This is a genomic window from Polaribacter sp. ALD11, assembly GCF_002831685.1.
GTDB lineage: Bacteria > Bacteroidota > Bacteroidia > Flavobacteriales > Flavobacteriaceae > Polaribacter.
In genome coordinates this window covers 2437222-2452944 of record NZ_CP025119.1, presented here as the reverse complement: position 1 = coordinate 2452944, position 15723 = coordinate 2437222, and the positions used below count along the sequence as shown (strand labels likewise).

The window sequence follows — 15723 nt, the reverse complement described above, 5'->3', positions numbered from 1 at the left end:
TCAAAATATTAAATCCCACGTTTCACGTGGAACCATAAAAAATGAGTTTATTTTCAACAACATTCGATGTTATAGTAGTTGGTGGTGGTCACGCGGGTAGTGAGGCAGCAGCAGCAAGTGCAAATATGGGCGCACATACATTGTTAATTACAATGAATTTGCAAAATATAGCCCAAATGAGTTGCAACCCAGCAATGGGAGGAATAGCAAAAGGGCAAATTGTAAGAGAAATTGATGCCTTGGGCGGTTATAGTGGAGTTGTTACCGATAAAACAGCGATACAGTTTAAGATGCTAAACAAATCTAAAGGACCTGCAATGTGGAGTCCGAGAGCGCAATCCGATAGAATGCAATTTGCAGAATGTTGGAGAACGATGTTAGAGCAAACAGAGAATGTAGATTTCTATCAAGATTCTGTGAATGGTTTATTGTTTGATGGCAATAAAATTATTGGTGTAAAAACAGCTTTAGGATTAGAAATAAAAGCAAAGACTGTAATTATAACTGCAGGAACTTTTCTTAACGGTTTAATTCATATTGGTGACAAAAGTTTTGGAGGCGGTAGAGCAGGAGAAGGGGCTTCTACAGGAATTACCGAAGACTTGGTTGCAAAAGGTTTTGAATCTGGTAGAATGAAAACAGGAACGCCTCCAAGAGTAGATGGTAGATCTTTAGATTATTCTAAAATGTTAGAGCAACCAGGTGATGAAATTACAGAGAAGTTTTCTTATTTACCAACAACTAGTGCTTTAAAAAAACAACGCTCATGTTGGCTTACTTATACTAATTTAGATGTACATGATTTGCTTCGTGAAGGATTTGATCGTTCACCAATGTTCAATGGTAGAATACAATCTACAGGTCCTAGATATTGTCCGTCTATTGAAGATAAAATAGATCGTTTCGCTACTAAAGATAGACATCAAATATTTGTTGAACCTGAAGGTTGGACAACATGTGAAATGTATGTAAACGGATTCTCGACATCACTTCCAGAAGATATTCAAGACAAAGCAATTCGTTCTATAGAAGGTTTCGAGAATGTAAAGTTTTTAAGATATGGTTATGCAATCGAGTATGATTTCTTTCAACCAACACAATTAAAACACTCTTTAGAAACTAAGTTGATTGAGAATTTATTTTTCGCAGGTCAAATAAATGGTACAACAGGTTATGAAGAAGCAGCTGCTCAAGGTTTAATGGCTGGTGTAAATGCTGCTTTAAAAACGCGAGGAAAAGAGCCCTTTATTTTAAAAAGAAATGAAGCTTATATTGGTGTTTTAATAGATGATTTGATAACGAAAGGAACAGAAGAGCCATATAGAATGTTTACTTCTAGAGCAGAATATAGAACATTATTGAGGCAAGATAATGCGGATTTAAGATTAACTCCTTTAGGTTATAAATTAGGTTTAGCGTCTAAAGAAAGAATGGATCGTGTTTTAGAAAAACAAGAAAAAACAGAATTGCTTATTAAGTTTTTGCACGAAACAAGTGTGAAGCAAGAAGAAGTGAATCCTATTTTGGAAGCTAAGAATTTAGCTTTGGTAAATCAATCTATGAAGCTTTTTAAAATTGCTGCAAGACCTCAATTAGCTTTCACTGATTTTAAAGATTTGGAAAAATTAAAAGCTTTCTTAGAAGATTATAATATTGCTAAAGATGTAATAGAGCAAGCAGAAATTCATCTAAAGTATTCTGGTTATATTGATAAGGAAAAGAACAATGCAGACAAGTTAAATAGATTAGAGAATGTTGTTATACCTTCTAACTTTAAATACGAGAAAGTAAAGTCTCTTTCTTTTGAAGCTACTGAGAAATTAAATAAAATTAAACCAACTTCTATATCTCAAGCAAGTAGAATTAGCGGAGTTTCACCCAGTGATATATCTGTTCTTTTGGTTTATATGGGAAGATAAAAAAAATAAAAATTGCTAATGTTCCTCGTGGAACAATTCTAAAATTAAAACAATATGGAGAATGAAAAAGAACTCTATACAAATTTAATACCTCTTTTAAATTGTAAAGATAATACTGTCTCTGGAGATAGTTTTGAAATAATGAAAAATGAAGAATATGAGATGTTGGTAACATCTCCTGTTCCTGTAGATTTAGAAAATTATTATAAAAGTGAAAATTATATTTCACATACAGATAGTAAAAAAACGTTGATTGATAAGATCTACCAAACTGTAAAAGGCTACACTTTAAAACAAAAGGTTTCTTTATTAAATTCATTTAAAACGGAAGCAAAAACAATATTAGATGTTGGAGCTGGAACTGGAGATTTTTTAAAAGTGTGTAAAAATAATGAATGGCAAGTTTTAGGAATTGAACCAAGTTTAGATGCAAGAAACATTGCAGAGAAAAAGGGAATTGATTTAAATGAAAAACTTTCAGATATCAGTAATCAGCAATTTGATGTAATTACGCTTTGGCATGTTTTAGAGCATGTAGAGAATTTAAAAAATACAATTAAGACTTTGAAGAGTTTGTTAAAACCAGGAGGGAGAATTGTTGTAGCAGTGCCTAATTATAAAAGTTGCGATGCAAATTTTTATAAAGAAGATTGGGCAGCTTATGATGTGCCAAGACATCTTTGGCATTTTTCACAAACTTCAATTCATAAATTATTTTCTGAAGTAGAAATGATTGTAGAAGATACGTTACCAATGAAATTTGATAGTTATTATGTTTCGTTGTTAAGTGAGAAATATAGAACAGGGAAGTCTAAGCCCATTACAGCTTTTTTTAGAGGATTTATCTCAAATTTAAATGCTAGAACATCTTCTGAGTATTCTTCGCTGATTTATGTGATAAAAAACTACTAAAATCATCTTTTAATAGCTGTATTTTAAATATTATGTCTTATTAAGTACAAATACCTTAAAGAAATTTAAAAAGGGCTTAAAACACATGTTTTAAGCCCTTTTTAAATAAATATAATTTATAGTATTTTTATTTAAAATAGTTTTTAGTTATTTAATAAGAAAACACCAAACACTGTTATAATAAAATAGACAGCTAAAGACATCGCTCCTGCATAATCTTTTGCAAGACGTTGTCCTATTAACAATAAAATTAAAGTGATCGCAGAAAGCGCAATTCCTAATGAAGCAATTTCCTTTGCTTCGGATGTGTATAATTGATAAACTCCAATCATCATTAAAATTCCGGCAACTACTTCTATAATTAAAATAATGGCTAGTAATAAAGGAACGCTGTTTTTTAAGGGTGAGTTTTTAAAATGTTCTTTTATAAAAGAAACATTGCCTTTCCAGTCTAAAAGTTTGTCTGCACCAGATTGAATAAAAGTGACGATTAAAAAAAGTAGTATTAATATTTCTGTTGGGTAGTTTGATAAAAAATTCATGAGTGGTATTTTTATTTTTTAAATAATTTTTGAAAGAATGTCTTCGTTTTTTTAGTTGCTTCTTCAAACTCTTCTTTTGTGTCCTCTGTAAATTCAGTTGCTTTTTCAGAAACATCATCATAACGTTCTTTAGCGTCTTCGGTACATTCCTCTAATTTTACTTTTACCTTCTCCATGTTTTCATCAGAAAAAGTTTCATTAATTCTTTCTTTTGCAGTCTCAAATGCTTCTTTAGCTTCTTCTTTTAATTCAGCTGCTTTTACTTTTGTAGATTCTTGAATTTCATTTGCTTGTTTTCTTAAACTTTCTAGTGTTTCTTTAGATTCTTCGGTAAAAGTTTTTTTAGTTTCCCTAGGCTTTAAGTTGTTTTTACTATTCATAATAATTTGATTTTTAATTGTTTAGGTTATTTAAGTGCTTGGTCTTTAGGTTCCCAAAGTTCGATTTTATTGTCTTCATTATCTAAAATCCAACCGAATTTACCATATTCAAACTCTTGAATTTCTCCAAGAATAGTAACCCCTTCTTTTTTTAATTCAGCCAGTAATTCAACTAAATTTTCAACTCTATAATTAAACATAAAGTCCTTTTTAGAAGGCTTAAAGTGATTGGTATCTTTTGGAAACGGACTCCATTGTGTAGACGCTTCGTTGCCTTCTTTATCTTTCCACCAAAAAGTGGAACCCCAATCATCAGTGTTAAAACCTAAATGTTTTTTATACCAATCTTTTGAACCTTTAGGATTTTCAGATTTAAAGAAAACACCACCAATTCCTATTACTTTTCCTTTCTTCATTTTTTTATTATAGTTGATTTATATATTTCTATCCATTCTTTAGCTGTTAATTTTCTATATAATTGAGCAATTAATTCAAATGGAATCTCGTCTAATTTTTTAAAACGGATACAACTTTTTCCCATATCTAATTTTCGAGAACAATGTTTGGGGTATTCATTTACAAACCAATCATAAATTTTAGGTATTGCGTAAATTCCACTATGATATAAATTTACTGAGTTTTTTTGTGAAGCAAAACTCATAAAAGATAAAGGTTGTTTTGGGTTACAGTGATAACCATCTGGATAGATAGAATGCGGAACATAATACCCAATCATACCATACTGAATTCCTTCTTCAAATCCTTTAGGTAAGTTTTCTTTGATAGTTTTTCGAAGCTTTTCTAAAGTTTCCTTACGATCTACAGGAACTTGAGTAATATAATCTTTTGGAGAAGTGGCTTTGTATTGCATTGTAAAACATTTTAAAGCTAACAAGTTAACTAAATTTTTCTTGAATTTTATCTACAATCGTTTGTGCTAATTTTTCTTTGCTTTCAACAGTCCAACCTGCTACATGAGGTGACAAAATTACGTGTTCAGAATTGATTAAATATTGAAAAGCTTCTGGCATTTTATTATCAGAAAATAGATTTTCGAAAGAAGATTTTTCGTACTCTAAAACATCTAAACCTGCTCCTAAAATTTTACCATTTTTTAAACTTGCAACTAAATCTTTGGTAACTACAGAAGTTCCACGTGCTGTATTTATCAACCAAAAATTCTTTTTAAAATTATTGATAAAAGGAGTATTTATCATGTTTTTTGTAAGATCAGTTTGCGGCGTATGTAAACTTAAAACATCTGCTTTTTCTTGTAATTTTGCTAAAGAAACTTGTTTACAGTTTTCATCACCTACATTTTCTTTTAAATCATAACAAAGTACTTCCACATCAAAACCACGAAGTTTCTTTGCAAAAGATTTCCCCATATTTCCGTAGCCAATTAAACCAACTGTTCTTCCATCGAGTTCTATTCCACGATTTTCTTCACGCAACCATTTGCCATTTCTAACTTCTTTATCCGCTTTATTAAGCTTGTTAAACAGCGATAATAACATTCCTAAGCTATGTTCTCCAACGGCATTTCTATTTCCTTCAGGAGCTGCAATTAAAGTAATTTTCTTGCTTTCTGCGTATTCACAATCTATGTTTTCTAAACCAGCGCCAACTCTACCAATAAACTTAAGGTTGGTTGCTTTGTCTAAAAAGTTTTTATCAATAGAAAAACGACTTCTAATAATAAAACCATCGTATTTATGTATTTTTCTTTCAATTGCTGCTTTTGAAGACGTGTAATCTTCATCATTAGTAAAACCTAAAGCATTTAGCTGACTTATTAATAAAGGGTGATTTGAGTCTAGGTGGAGAATTTTCATATGTAATATTAGGTTTTGCTATTCATAAAAAAAGCAAGAATCGAGAAAAGTAATTCTAGATTCCTGCTTTCGCATTTATAATATTTATTACTTTAAATGTACTTAATACTGCTCTTTATCACTAGGAAAATATCCACTTTTTACATCAGAAATATAGTTTTCGAAAGCGCCCGTCATGTCTTTATACAAGTCTAAATAACGTCTTAAAAAACGCGGATGAAATTCATGTGTCATTCCAATCATGTCATGTGTAACTAAAACCTGCCCATCAACACCATTACCAGCACCAATTCCAATTACAGGAATCGAGATTGCTTCCGCCACTTTTTGAGCTAATTTTGCAGGTACTTTTTCTAAAACAATAGCGAAACAACCAATTCTTTCTAACATTAAAGCATCTTCCATTAATTGATCTGCTTCTTCTTCTTCTTTCGCTCTAACGGTATAGGTGCCAAATTTATAGATCGATTGAGGCGTTAAACCCAAGTGACCCATTACAGGAATTCCGGCGTTTAAAATTCTCTTTATAGATTCTTTAACTTCTTTACCACCTTCTAATTTTATGGAATGCCCACCAGATTCTTTCATAATTCGAATTGCAGAACGCAACGCTTCTTTAGGATCCGATTGATAACTACCAAAAGGTAAATCTACCACCACCAAGCAACGTTCTATTGCTCTAACTACAGAACTTGCATGATAAATCATTTGATCTAACGTAATTGGCAATGTCGTTTCATGACCCGCCATTACATTTGATGCAGAATCACCTACAAGTAAAACATCAATTCCAGAACTGTCTAAAATTTTTGCCATCGTATAATCATAGGCAGTTAACATAGAGATTTTCTCTCCATTAGCTTTCATATCTACCAAAGATTTTACGGTAACACGTTTATATTGCTTCTTAGCTACAGACATATTTTATCATTTTAATTGGGGGTAAAAGTAAGAAATATCAATAGATATTTAACAATTTATACTATATTAAGACTTTCTTTTGAATTCAAAATTCATATAAATTATTTTAAGATTATTATAATAATAAAACGCTGTTAACTTTTTTTTTAATAGAAAAGAGCGTAAGAGATAATTGTAAGATTAAAAAAGAAAAAAATTAACGTTACATTTGATACTTTATTTGACTAATGGCAGAAAAAACACACACTTTAAATTCTAATAAATGGATTGATAATTATGCAGATTACTTGTATAATTACTCAATTTCTCGTGTAAATAATAGCGATTTAGCTAAAGACCTTGTTCAAGAAACTTTTTTTGCAGGATTAAAATCTGCTAAGAATTTTCAAGGAAAAGCTTCTGAAAGAACCTGGTTGGTGTCTATTTTGAAGAGAAAAATTATTGATCATTATAGAAAAATTAACTCTAATAAAGGAAAAGCCGAAGTTAGAATGAATTTTTATAATGATGGCGAAAATGAAGGAGATTGGCTAGAAGAACGCGTACCACAAAGTTGGGACAATGCCTCTGAAAAAAATATAGAAAATGAAGAATTGAGAAATCAATTAGAAGTTTGTATTAATAAGTTACCAGAAAAATATGCAATGGTTTTTAGAATGAAAACCGTACAAGAGTTTGAAACAGAAGAAATTTGTAAGGAGTTAGATATTACTTCGTCAAATTTATGGGTTATTATCCATAGAGCTAGAACTCAGTTAAGAAAGTGTATGGAAGATAACTGGTTTAATAATTAAGAGATGTTTAAAAGTTTAAAATTAACGTGCGACGAGGCGACTGCTATTTGTGATAAAAATCAATATGGTGCTGCTTCAATTAAAGAATTAGTCAAGTTAAATATTCATTTTATAAGGTGTAGAATTTGTATTTTATACACCAAACAGAATATTCGATTATCTAATTTTTATAAAGGATACTCTAAAAGCTGCAAAGACATAAAGCATTGTTTGTCTGTCGAAGAGAAAGAAGCTTTAAAAAGGGCTTTAGAAGAAAATAAATAGCATATAAATAGTCATATATTAAAACGGAACTTAATAATTTAAGTTCCGTTTTTTTGTACTTTTGAAGTTGTCCTATCGAGTGCAGTCGATAGGTTTTTTCTTAATAACCATTTAATTAGGTCTCGACTGCGCTCGACCAAACACAAGAATGCATTTCCTTCCAGAAAAAATAGATAATTACGTTGTAGCACACTCACAAGTAGAACCTATTATTTTACAAGAGTTAACAAAAGAAACTTGGCAAAAAGTACTAAACCCTAGAATGTTAAGTGGTGCTTTTCAAGGACGGATTTTATCGATGATTTCTAAATTAATTCAACCTGAAAATATTTTAGAGATTGGTACGTATACAGGGTATTCTGCGCTGTGTTTAGCAGAAGGTTTAACTTCCGAAGGAAAAATAATTACAATCGATAAGAATGAAGAATTAGAAACACTTCAAAATAAGTACTTTGAAAAATCTGGATTCCGAGATAAAATAACACAGTTTGTTGGCAACGCAATTGATATTATACCAACTATTGATACAAAATTTGATCTGGTTTTTATTGATGCAGATAAGTCTAACTACATTAATTATTTTCATTTAATTATTGATAAAATGAATTCAGGAGGAATTATTTTATCTGATAATGTATTATGGAGCGGTAAGGTTGTTGAAGCATTAGACCCAAAAGATATCGATACAAAAGTACTTTTAGATTATAATAAACTACTGAATGAAGATGCTAGAATAGAGACTGTTTTGTTACCAATTAGAGATGGTTTAACAATTAGTAGAGTAAAGTAAATATAAAAAGACTAGAACTGTCTTTTTATTGGTCCTGTAAAATGATCGATATTGTCTTTAACAGAATCAATTTCTTTGGTAATATCTTTCGTGATGTCTGTATCTACACTTACTTTATCAGAACTGTCTTTTATTTCTCTTTTAATATCATTTGTTGCGTCTTTTACTTGACGAATTCCTTTCCCTAAACCTCTGGCAATTTCAGGAATTTTGTCCGCACCAAAAACCATTACCACAATTAACATGATAACCATTATTTCCGGACCGCTAATAAATAAGAAAGTTGTATTCATAAGACAAAGATAGTGAGTTATTTTTACAAATGAAATAAACAAATAATTGTTTAACACTCCCATTTACTATTCATTATTTATTTTTTATATAATAGGTCTTTTAAAGAGTTTAAATTAGACCAAGAAACAACAATATAATTAACATTGTTAACCTTAAGCTAACCTTATTTTTCGCTTTTCATAAATTTTACTTAACATTCAAAAGTTTACAAATAGTAAAAATATACATTTATTTGCATTGTTAATTTTAATAATTGTAAAAATTAGATATATGAATTATTTTAGAATAATAATAAGCATTTTATTTACCATACTTACAACAAGTATTGCTATTGCGCAGAAAGCAACAGTAATTGGTGTTATTAGTGACGGAAAATACCCTTTACCTGGAGCAAGTGTTACTATTTTAAATACCACAACAGGTACTACAACAGATTTTGATGGGAAATTTAGATTAAATAACCTAGAAAAAGAATTTGCAGAGTTACAAATATCTTTTATTGGCTTCAATACAAAGAAGGTAAAAGTAAACTTTCTAGAAGGTAAACTAATAAATTTAGAAACCATTATTTTAAAAGCTTCTTCAGAAAATTTAGAAGAAATTGTAATTGCTAGTGGCACTAGAAGAAATAGTGAAGCAAGAGCTTTAAATATGCAAAAAAACTCTTTTGCAATTATGAATGTTATTGCTGCAGATGGTATTGGAAAATTACCAGATAGAAACGCCGCAGAAACAGTGCAACGTATTCAGGGAATTTCTATAGAAAGAGATCAAGGAGAAGGACGTTTTGTTTCTATACGTGGTTTACCACCATACTGGGCATCTACAACTATTAACGGTAATAGGTTGCCAACAGCAGAAGAAGAAACAACAACACGTGCAACAGCTTTTGATTTCTTTCCGTCTGAAATGATTGCTTATGTGCAGGCTTCTAAAGCAATTACACCAGATATGGAAGGTGATGGTATTGGTGGTTCTGTAAACTTTATTACACAAACGGCACCTTCAAAAGAAACACTTTCTATTACTGTTGGCTCTGGTACAAATATTAAAGCAGCAAAAGCAAACCATAATATTTCTTTTACTTATGGTAACAGAACAACAGATGGTAAGTTCGGTTTCTTGGTAAATGTGTCTAATTGGAAAAGAAATTGGGCAACAGATAACTTTGAAGCAAGAAGGTCTGGAGATCAAGGAGTTTTTAGATTAGAATTAAGAGATTATACAGGCGTTAGAGAAACTACAGGAATTAATACTGCACTAGATTATAAATTGAATGAGAATAATAAATTTATTTTTAAAGGAGTTTACGGTACATTAACAGATAATGAATCTCATTACAAACATAGAATTAGGTTTGATAAATTTGATGAAGCGACCAATACGTCTAGAGTAGAGTTACAAAACATTCATAACGAATTAATAACAGCATTAACTTCTTTTGATGTTGGTGGTGAGCATATTCTTAATGATGGAAATGGCAAGCTAACTTGGAATTTAGGAAGTTATGAAAATGAGTTTAAATATGGAAATGTACCAAATGCAGAAGACAATAGCTATTTTATTTTAAAATTTAATCAATCTAATATAGGTATTAAGCCAGAATATGCAGTTTCTAAAGCAGATGGCGCGGGAGACCATAGAGCATATTGGGCTGTAGATGGAGGGCCTTTAGACTTTAAGAATCCTTCAACTATTTTTAATGTATTTTCAGACCCTAATTTTAAATTAGATCCAGCGCAACAAGTATTGGCTTCAGATGGGTTAAATTTTTATAAGGTATATGTAAATGAAAAAGATAGAGTTGTTGCTTCTGCAAATTATAACCTAGATGTAAATAATACCTTCACGTTTAAATTAGGTGGTAAATACAGAGACAAATTACGAGTTGCAGAATATGGAGATTACTTTTATAAATTTAATGGAGGAAAGGTCACTTTAGCAGATTTGTCTGAGAGTTTGACAACGCAACCAGGAAGAAATAATTTTTTGAGTGAATTTGCCTCTAATGCTGCTGCTTCTTTTAATAAAGTACTTTCTACTAAAGGAATGAGTGAGTTTTATAACTTAAATCAAGATAAATTTGATTTTATACCTTCAGATTCAGACGCTTTATCTTCTGGCGGTGGTTTGTCTAGAAACTTTACCGTTTATGAAAAACAATACGCTGGTTATGCAATGGGTACTTTAAAAGCATCGCAAAGTTTAACTTTAATAGGAGGAGTTCGTTTAGAAAACACAAATACTACTGTAGAAGGTTATAGTTATAATGAAGACAACAAGCAATTAGAAAGAGTTAGCAATACAAAAACGTATAATGCTTGGTTACCAATGTTGCACGCTAAATTAAAAATATCTGATAGAACAAATTTAAGAGCTGCAGTAACAAGAACTTTTGCAAGACCAAATTTTGGAGATATCTCTCCGGGTGTTTCTTTTAGTGAAGCAGATAACGAAGCACAAGGCGGTAACCCTAACCTAAATCCTACTTTTTCTTGGAATGGAGATCTTTTATTTGAACATTATTTTTCTAATGTAGGTGTATTTAATGCTGGTGTATTTTATAAAAAATTAAAAGACCCAGTTTTTTCTTCAACAACTATAGTAAACGAAATAGAAACTAAAAGACCAGAAAATGGAGGAGAAGCATTTATTACTGGTTTAGAAATAGGTAGTAACATTCGTTTTGATGTGTTTACAAAAAATAAATTTTTAAGAAACTTTGGAGTACAATTAAACGGAACATTTATGAATTCTGAAATGATTATTCCTAATGGGGGTGAAAATGGAGATGATAGAAAGGTTTCTATTCCTTATCAAGCAAATGCGTTGTACAATGCTCAATTATTTTATGAGTCAGACAAAGTTAATGTTCGGTTAGCATTTAATCATAAAGGTAAATATGCGGTAGACTTTGGTAATAAAGATATAAATGATGAGTATTATGGTAAATATGCTACGTTAGACTTATCGGCATCCTTCAACCTTACTAAAAACCTTACCTTTTTTACAGATGTTAATAATATTTTAAATGAACCATTAATTTATCATTATGGTAAAAACGATACAGAAAGACCAAAACAAGTAGAGTTTTATGGCGTAAAAGCTAGTGCAGGGTTAAAATATAGTTTGTAATAGTAGTTTATTAAATGTAAGCAATGCTCTCAATTTTATATTGAGAGCTCTCTTCATATAAATATAGTATAGTAATGAGTTTAAAATTTTTATTAAGAGCTTCTTTAGCAGCATTTGGCACCTATTTTTGTATGTATGCTTTTAGGAAACCTTTTACTGTTGCTACTTTTCAAGAACTCTCTTATTTTGGAGTAGATTACAAAGTTTTGCTTATAATTGCTCAAGTATTGGGGTATACTCTTTCTAAGTTTATAGGTATAAAAGTAATCTCTGAAATGAGACCAAACAAGAGAAGGTTCTACTTGGTTGGTTTTATTCTTTTTGCAGAATTAGCACTTTTAGGTTTTGCAATTGTACCAGCACCTTATAATATATTGTTTTTATTTTTAAATGGGTTGCCTTTAGGGATGATTTGGGGTATTGTGTTTTCATATATTGAAGGTAGAAAAGCTTCTGAACTATTAGGGGTAATACTTTCTTCTAGTTTTATAGTTTCCTCTGGTGCTGTGAAATCTGTTGGTAAGATAGTGTTAGATACTATAAATATTAATGAATTTTGGATGCCTTTTGTTACAGGAGCAATTTTTATAATTCCATTATTATTTTTTGCATGGATGCTAGAAAAACTAGAACCACCAACAGCGGAAGATAAATTTTTAAAAACAGAAAGAAAAACATTAAGTAGGTTAGAGAGAAAGAAACTTTTTAAACAATTCTTTTTTCCTTTAATATGTATTGTAATATTTTATACATTATTAACTTCTGTAAGAGATTTTAGAGATAATTTTGCAAGAGAAATATGGGATTCTTTAGGGTATCAAAACGCGTCAATTTTTAGTATTTCAGAAATTCCTATTGCAATTATAGTTTTAGTAACTCTAGGTTATATTGGTAGTATTACTAAAAACTATAAGGCTTTTATGTATTATCACTATGTATTAATTGTTGCTTGTTTTTTAATCATAACATCTACTTATTTATTTCAAAATAACCTAATAACACCTTTAACTTGGATGATTGTATCTGGCTTAGGTCTCTACAGCTCATATGTGCCTTTTAATGGTATTTTCTTTGATAGAATGATTGCTACTTACAAAGTAGATGGTAATGTTGGTTTTCTAATTTATATAGCAGATGCTTTTGGCTACTTAGGAAGTATATTAATATTACTCTATAAAAACTTCGGACAAAAAGATATTTCTTGGTTAACCTTTTTTACAAATACAATGTATTTTCTTGGTTTTTTAGGATTAATACTTACTATTTCTTGTTACTACTATTTTAAATATAAAAATAAAAAGACGTTTAATAAATTACCAGTATATGAATAATAAATATGATTTAATAATTGTTGGAGGTGGAGTTTTGGGAACTTTTCATGCATACAATGCTATAAAATTAGGCTTGTCTGTTGCTATTTTAGAAAAAGGCGCTAAACCTCAAGGTGCTACTGTAAAGAATTTCGGACAAGTAGTTCCTTCCGGGATGAATCAAAAATGGCAAAATTTTGGAAGAAAAAGTTTAGATATTTATAAATCGATTCAAAAAGAATTCGATATATCAGTAAAAGAAAATGGTACCGTTTATTTAGCTTCTAATGATGACGAAGTTCAGTTATTAGAAGAGTTATACCAAATAAATAAAACAAATAGTTATACTTCACAAATGCTTACAAAACAACAGTGTTTAAATAAATACAGTGGTTTAAAAAGTAGTTATTGTAAAGCGGGTTTATTTTTTCCTGAAGAAGTAACTGTAGAACCAAGAACGATGATTGATAAATTACATTCTTATATGTCTAGAACATTAAAAACGCCTATTCATTATAATAGAACTGTAATTGATGTTCAAGAAATAAATGAAGAATGTGTTGTTAAAACAGCAGATAATGGCGTATTTAAAGCGGCAAAAGTTATTATTTGTAATGGTAGCGATTTTAAGGCTCTTTATTCATCAATATATAATGAAAGTGATTTAGTGGTTTCAAAATTACAAATGATGCAAACCAAGCCTCAAAAAAATTATAAACTTCAAGGTTCTATTTTAACTGGTTTAACCATAAGAAGGTATGAAGCTTTTGAAGAATGTGCATCTTGGAAAACAATTAAAGCTAAAGAAAATTCAGATAGTTTCGAGAAAAAGTATGGTGTTCATATTTTATTTAAACAAGCCTCAGATGGCTCTGTAATTTTAGGAGACTCTCATGAATATGCAGCTGCTAAAAACATAGAAAATTTAGGTTTTGATTTAAATATGGAGATTGATAATTTTATGATTGATGAAGCAAAAAAAATTATTGATTTACCAACTTATGAAATTCAGCAACGTTGGGCAGGTTACTACAGCCAATGTAAGAATAGCGATATTTTTGAACATAAAATAGGTAATAATATTCATATTGTTACTGGTATTGGCGGAAAAGGGATGACGGGTAGTGCAGGTTACTCTATAGAAAGTTTACAAAAAATAATTTAAAAGAGATAGAATGAATAAAATTAAGATGGTAGTTTTAGACATGGCAGGAACTACAATAAACGAAAACAATGTTGTTTACAAAACACTTTATAAAGTTATTGAAAATGCAGATGTAGAGGTTTCTCTAAAAACGGTTTTAGAGGTTGGGGCTGGTAAAGAAAAACATCAAGCAATTAAAGATATTTTAGCACATGTAAAAGCAGATAAAAAACAAGATTCATTAATACTATTTGAAAGTTTTAAAAAAGAGCTGCATGAGGCTTATAAGGTTTTAGATATCAAACCTATAAAAGGAGTTACAGAAACAATTTTAAACTTAAGAAATAAAGGTATTTTAGTTGTTCTAAATACAGGTTACAATAGTTTGGTTGCAAATAATTTATTACAGAAAATTAACTGGCAAAAAGGGCAACATTATGATGCTTTAATAACTGCTAGTGATGTAGTAAACGGAAGACCACACCCAGATATGATTGTAAAAGCAATGGCATTATTTAATATTACAGATGCTAGTTTGGTTTTAAAAGCAGGAGATTCTGTTATAGATATTGAAGAAGGAAAAAATGCAAAATGTGGTATTACAGTTGGTGTTTTATCTGGTGCTCAAACAAGAAATCAACTAGAAAAAATAAAGCCAACTTACATTTTAGAATCTTTAGCAACTTTAGAAACCATATTATAATTTAAAATTAAGTAAGAGGTTTCTACCCTAATAGAAGCTTCTTATTCTCTTAATTATTTTCAGAATAGAAATATAACACAAGCATTGTACAGCTATTATTGCTTGTGTTTACTGGCACATGAGGCAGCCTACCGTTAAAATATAATGAATCGCCTTCTGCTACAATAACTTCTTCATTGTCTATTATGTATTTACAAGTACCACTTAAAATATACTTAAATTCCCAGGCGTCTGTAGTAACTTTTTCTCTAAAAGAGTTTGTTGCAACAGTTAGAATAACAGCTTCAAAGCCTATAGCATTTAAACTTTTCCCAAAAATTTGATGATAAGTAAACCCTTTGGCTTCAGTTTCTTTTTCTATAAACTGTTGTTCATTTTTTTTAGTTAAAATATATTTTGCGCCCGCTTTACTTTCTACACCTTCAAAAAAGGTACTGGCATCTATTTCTAAAGCACTAATTAACTCTAATAAAACAGGTAAAGAGGGTATTGTTCTACCGTTTTCTATTCTAGAAATAAGACCATTACTAACACCAGCAATTGTAGCCAAAGTACTAATTGTAATTTTTTGCTTATTTCTAATGGCTTTTATTCTTTTTCCAATACCAATTAAAAAATTATTCATAACTTTTAACTTCTTTTTTTAAGCTTAAAAAGCTAAAGTAAAAGATTTCTTTTTAAAAACTTTAAAAACATCTATTTAGAATTTAAAATTACAAATTGTATCTTTAAAAAAGACCTATTACCATGTTAATGTTTTACACTTAGTACATAATGTTT

17 protein-coding genes are annotated in these 15723 nt (G+C 30.0%); 9 read left to right on the top strand and 8 right to left on the bottom strand.

Annotated features, from left to right (window positions below; genetic code table 11):
- Positions 1-41: 41 nt before the first annotated feature.
- Together mnmG and CW731_RS10810 are read left to right on the top strand one after the other, a co-directional pair.
- Positions 42-1919 (top strand): tRNA uridine-5-carboxymethylaminomethyl(34) synthesis enzyme MnmG, encoded by a 1878-nt coding sequence (gene mnmG / locus CW731_RS10815; RefSeq protein WP_100946739.1) that lies wholly within the window; start codon positions 42-44, stop codon positions 1917-1919.
- Between the two features lie 54 nt (positions 1920-1973).
- Positions 1974-2831 (top strand): bifunctional 2-polyprenyl-6-hydroxyphenol methylase/3-demethylubiquinol 3-O-methyltransferase UbiG, encoded by an 858-nt coding sequence (locus CW731_RS10810; protein WP_100946738.1) that lies wholly within the window; start codon positions 1974-1976, stop codon positions 2829-2831.
- A gap of 143 nt (positions 2832-2974) precedes the next feature.
- On the opposite strand, the gene CW731_RS10805 is transcribed toward CW731_RS10810, so the two are convergent.
- From CW731_RS10805 to panB, 6 genes are all read right to left on the bottom strand, one after another.
- Complete coding sequence (locus tag CW731_RS10805) at positions 2975-3373, bottom strand: DoxX family membrane protein (protein WP_100946737.1); 399 nt, start codon at positions 3371-3373, stop codon at positions 2975-2977.
- Positions 3374-3384: 11 nt separating this feature from the next.
- Positions 3385-3753 (bottom strand): hypothetical protein, encoded by a 369-nt coding sequence (locus CW731_RS10800; protein ID WP_100946736.1) that lies wholly within the window; start codon positions 3751-3753, stop codon positions 3385-3387.
- A gap of 26 nt (positions 3754-3779) precedes the next feature.
- Positions 3780-4169, bottom strand: a complete 390-nt coding sequence (locus CW731_RS10795; protein WP_100946735.1) for a VOC family protein — start codon at positions 4167-4169, stop codon at positions 3780-3782.
- The gene (locus CW731_RS10790) at positions 4166-4624 is read right to left on the bottom strand and encodes a DUF1801 domain-containing protein (protein ID WP_100947686.1); all 459 of its coding nucleotides are present in this window, start codon (positions 4622-4624) and stop codon (positions 4166-4168) included. Before CW731_RS10790 ends, CW731_RS10795 begins: the two co-directional genes overlap by 4 nt.
- 25 nt (positions 4625-4649) lie before the next feature.
- Entirely contained in the window at positions 4650-5588 is a 939-nt protein-coding gene (locus tag CW731_RS10785; protein ID WP_100946734.1) for a 2-hydroxyacid dehydrogenase, read from the bottom strand.
- 102 nt (positions 5589-5690) lie between these two features.
- The gene (panB, locus tag CW731_RS10780; RefSeq protein ID WP_100946733.1) at positions 5691-6509 is read right to left on the bottom strand and encodes a 3-methyl-2-oxobutanoate hydroxymethyltransferase; all 819 of its coding nucleotides are present in this window, start codon (positions 6507-6509) and stop codon (positions 5691-5693) included.
- Positions 6510-6736: 227 nt separating this feature from the next.
- On the opposite strand from panB, the gene CW731_RS10775 reads away from it, so the two are divergent.
- From CW731_RS10775 to CW731_RS10765, 3 genes are all read left to right on the top strand, one after another.
- Positions 6737-7303 carry a sigma-70 family RNA polymerase sigma factor gene (locus tag CW731_RS10775; protein ID WP_100946732.1) on the top strand — a complete coding sequence of 189 codons (567 nt, stop codon included), beginning with the start codon at positions 6737-6739 and terminating at the stop codon, positions 7301-7303.
- A gap of 3 nt (positions 7304-7306) precedes the next feature.
- The gene (locus tag CW731_RS10770; RefSeq protein ID WP_100946731.1) at positions 7307-7567 is read left to right on the top strand and encodes a hypothetical protein; all 261 of its coding nucleotides are present in this window, start codon (positions 7307-7309) and stop codon (positions 7565-7567) included.
- 148 nt (positions 7568-7715) lie between these two features.
- Positions 7716-8357 (top strand): O-methyltransferase, encoded by a 642-nt coding sequence (locus tag CW731_RS10765; RefSeq protein ID WP_100946730.1) that lies wholly within the window; start codon positions 7716-7718, stop codon positions 8355-8357.
- A gap of 11 nt (positions 8358-8368) precedes the next feature.
- Here CW731_RS10765 and CW731_RS10760 read toward each other — a convergent pair whose 3' ends face one another.
- Positions 8369-8650, bottom strand: coding sequence for a twin-arginine translocase TatA/TatE family subunit (locus CW731_RS10760; RefSeq protein WP_100946729.1), 282 nt, complete (start codon positions 8648-8650; stop codon positions 8369-8371).
- A 271-nt stretch (positions 8651-8921) separates the two neighbouring features.
- Here CW731_RS10760 and CW731_RS10755 point away from each other — a divergent pair, with 271 nt between their 5' ends.
- From CW731_RS10755 to CW731_RS10740, 4 genes are all read left to right on the top strand, one after another.
- Positions 8922-11786, top strand: a complete 2865-nt coding sequence (locus CW731_RS10755; RefSeq protein ID WP_100946728.1) for a TonB-dependent receptor — start codon at positions 8922-8924, stop codon at positions 11784-11786.
- A 74-nt stretch (positions 11787-11860) separates the two neighbouring features.
- Positions 11861-13117 (top strand): DUF5690 family protein, encoded by a 1257-nt coding sequence (locus CW731_RS10750; protein ID WP_100946727.1) that lies wholly within the window; start codon positions 11861-11863, stop codon positions 13115-13117.
- Positions 13110-14261 (top strand): TIGR03364 family FAD-dependent oxidoreductase, encoded by a 1152-nt coding sequence (locus CW731_RS10745; RefSeq protein ID WP_100946726.1) that lies wholly within the window; start codon positions 13110-13112, stop codon positions 14259-14261. Before CW731_RS10750 ends, CW731_RS10745 begins: the two co-directional genes overlap by 8 nt.
- A 10-nt stretch (positions 14262-14271) precedes the next feature.
- A complete protein-coding gene (locus tag CW731_RS10740) occupies positions 14272-14943 on the top strand; it encodes a phosphonatase-like hydrolase (RefSeq protein ID WP_100946725.1) in 672 nt (223 codons plus the stop codon).
- Positions 14944-14992: 49 nt separating this feature from the next.
- Here CW731_RS10740 and CW731_RS10735 read toward each other — a convergent pair whose 3' ends face one another.
- A complete protein-coding gene (locus tag CW731_RS10735; RefSeq protein WP_100946724.1) occupies positions 14993-15568 on the bottom strand; it encodes an XRE family transcriptional regulator in 576 nt (191 codons plus the stop codon).
- Positions 15569-15723 lie beyond the last annotated feature (155 nt).

What these genes read in the sequence shown, in the direction of transcription:
- CW731_RS10760 (WP_100946729.1), bottom strand. Translation starts at nt 8,650, where the DNA reads ATGAATACAACTTTCTTATTTATTAGCGGTCCGGAAATAATGGTTATC.
- CW731_RS10770 (WP_100946731.1), top strand. Translation starts at nt 7,307, where the DNA reads ATGTTTAAAAGTTTAAAATTAACGTGCGACGAGGCGACTGCTATTTGT.
- CW731_RS10735 (WP_100946724.1), bottom strand. Translation starts at nt 15,568, where the DNA reads ATGAATAATTTTTTAATTGGTATTGGAAAAAGAATAAAAGCCATTAGA.
- CW731_RS10765 (WP_100946730.1), top strand. Translation starts at nt 7,716, where the DNA reads ATGCATTTCCTTCCAGAAAAAATAGATAATTACGTTGTAGCACACTCA.
- CW731_RS10790 (WP_100947686.1), bottom strand. Translation starts at nt 4,624, where the DNA reads ATGCAATACAAAGCCACTTCTCCAAAAGATTATATTACTCAAGTTCCT.
- CW731_RS10805 (WP_100946737.1), bottom strand. Translation starts at nt 3,373, where the DNA reads ATGAATTTTTTATCAAACTACCCAACAGAAATATTAATACTACTTTTT.
- CW731_RS10740 (WP_100946725.1), top strand. Translation starts at nt 14,272, where the DNA reads ATGAATAAAATTAAGATGGTAGTTTTAGACATGGCAGGAACTACAATA.
- panB (WP_100946733.1), bottom strand. Translation starts at nt 6,509, where the DNA reads ATGTCTGTAGCTAAGAAGCAATATAAACGTGTTACCGTAAAATCTTTG.
- CW731_RS10755 (WP_100946728.1), top strand. Translation starts at nt 8,922, where the DNA reads ATGAATTATTTTAGAATAATAATAAGCATTTTATTTACCATACTTACA.
- CW731_RS10745 (WP_100946726.1), top strand. Translation starts at nt 13,110, where the DNA reads ATGAATAATAAATATGATTTAATAATTGTTGGAGGTGGAGTTTTGGGA.
- CW731_RS10800 (WP_100946736.1), bottom strand. Translation starts at nt 3,753, where the DNA reads ATGAATAGTAAAAACAACTTAAAGCCTAGGGAAACTAAAAAAACTTTT.
- CW731_RS10810 (WP_100946738.1), top strand. Translation starts at nt 1,974, where the DNA reads ATGGAGAATGAAAAAGAACTCTATACAAATTTAATACCTCTTTTAAAT.
- CW731_RS10785 (WP_100946734.1), bottom strand. Translation starts at nt 5,588, where the DNA reads ATGAAAATTCTCCACCTAGACTCAAATCACCCTTTATTAATAAGTCAG.
- CW731_RS10750 (WP_100946727.1), top strand. Translation starts at nt 11,861, where the DNA reads ATGAGTTTAAAATTTTTATTAAGAGCTTCTTTAGCAGCATTTGGCACC.
- mnmG (WP_100946739.1), top strand. Translation starts at nt 42, where the DNA reads ATGAGTTTATTTTCAACAACATTCGATGTTATAGTAGTTGGTGGTGGT.
- CW731_RS10775 (WP_100946732.1), top strand. Translation starts at nt 6,737, where the DNA reads ATGGCAGAAAAAACACACACTTTAAATTCTAATAAATGGATTGATAAT.
- CW731_RS10795 (WP_100946735.1), bottom strand. Translation starts at nt 4,169, where the DNA reads ATGAAGAAAGGAAAAGTAATAGGAATTGGTGGTGTTTTCTTTAAATCT.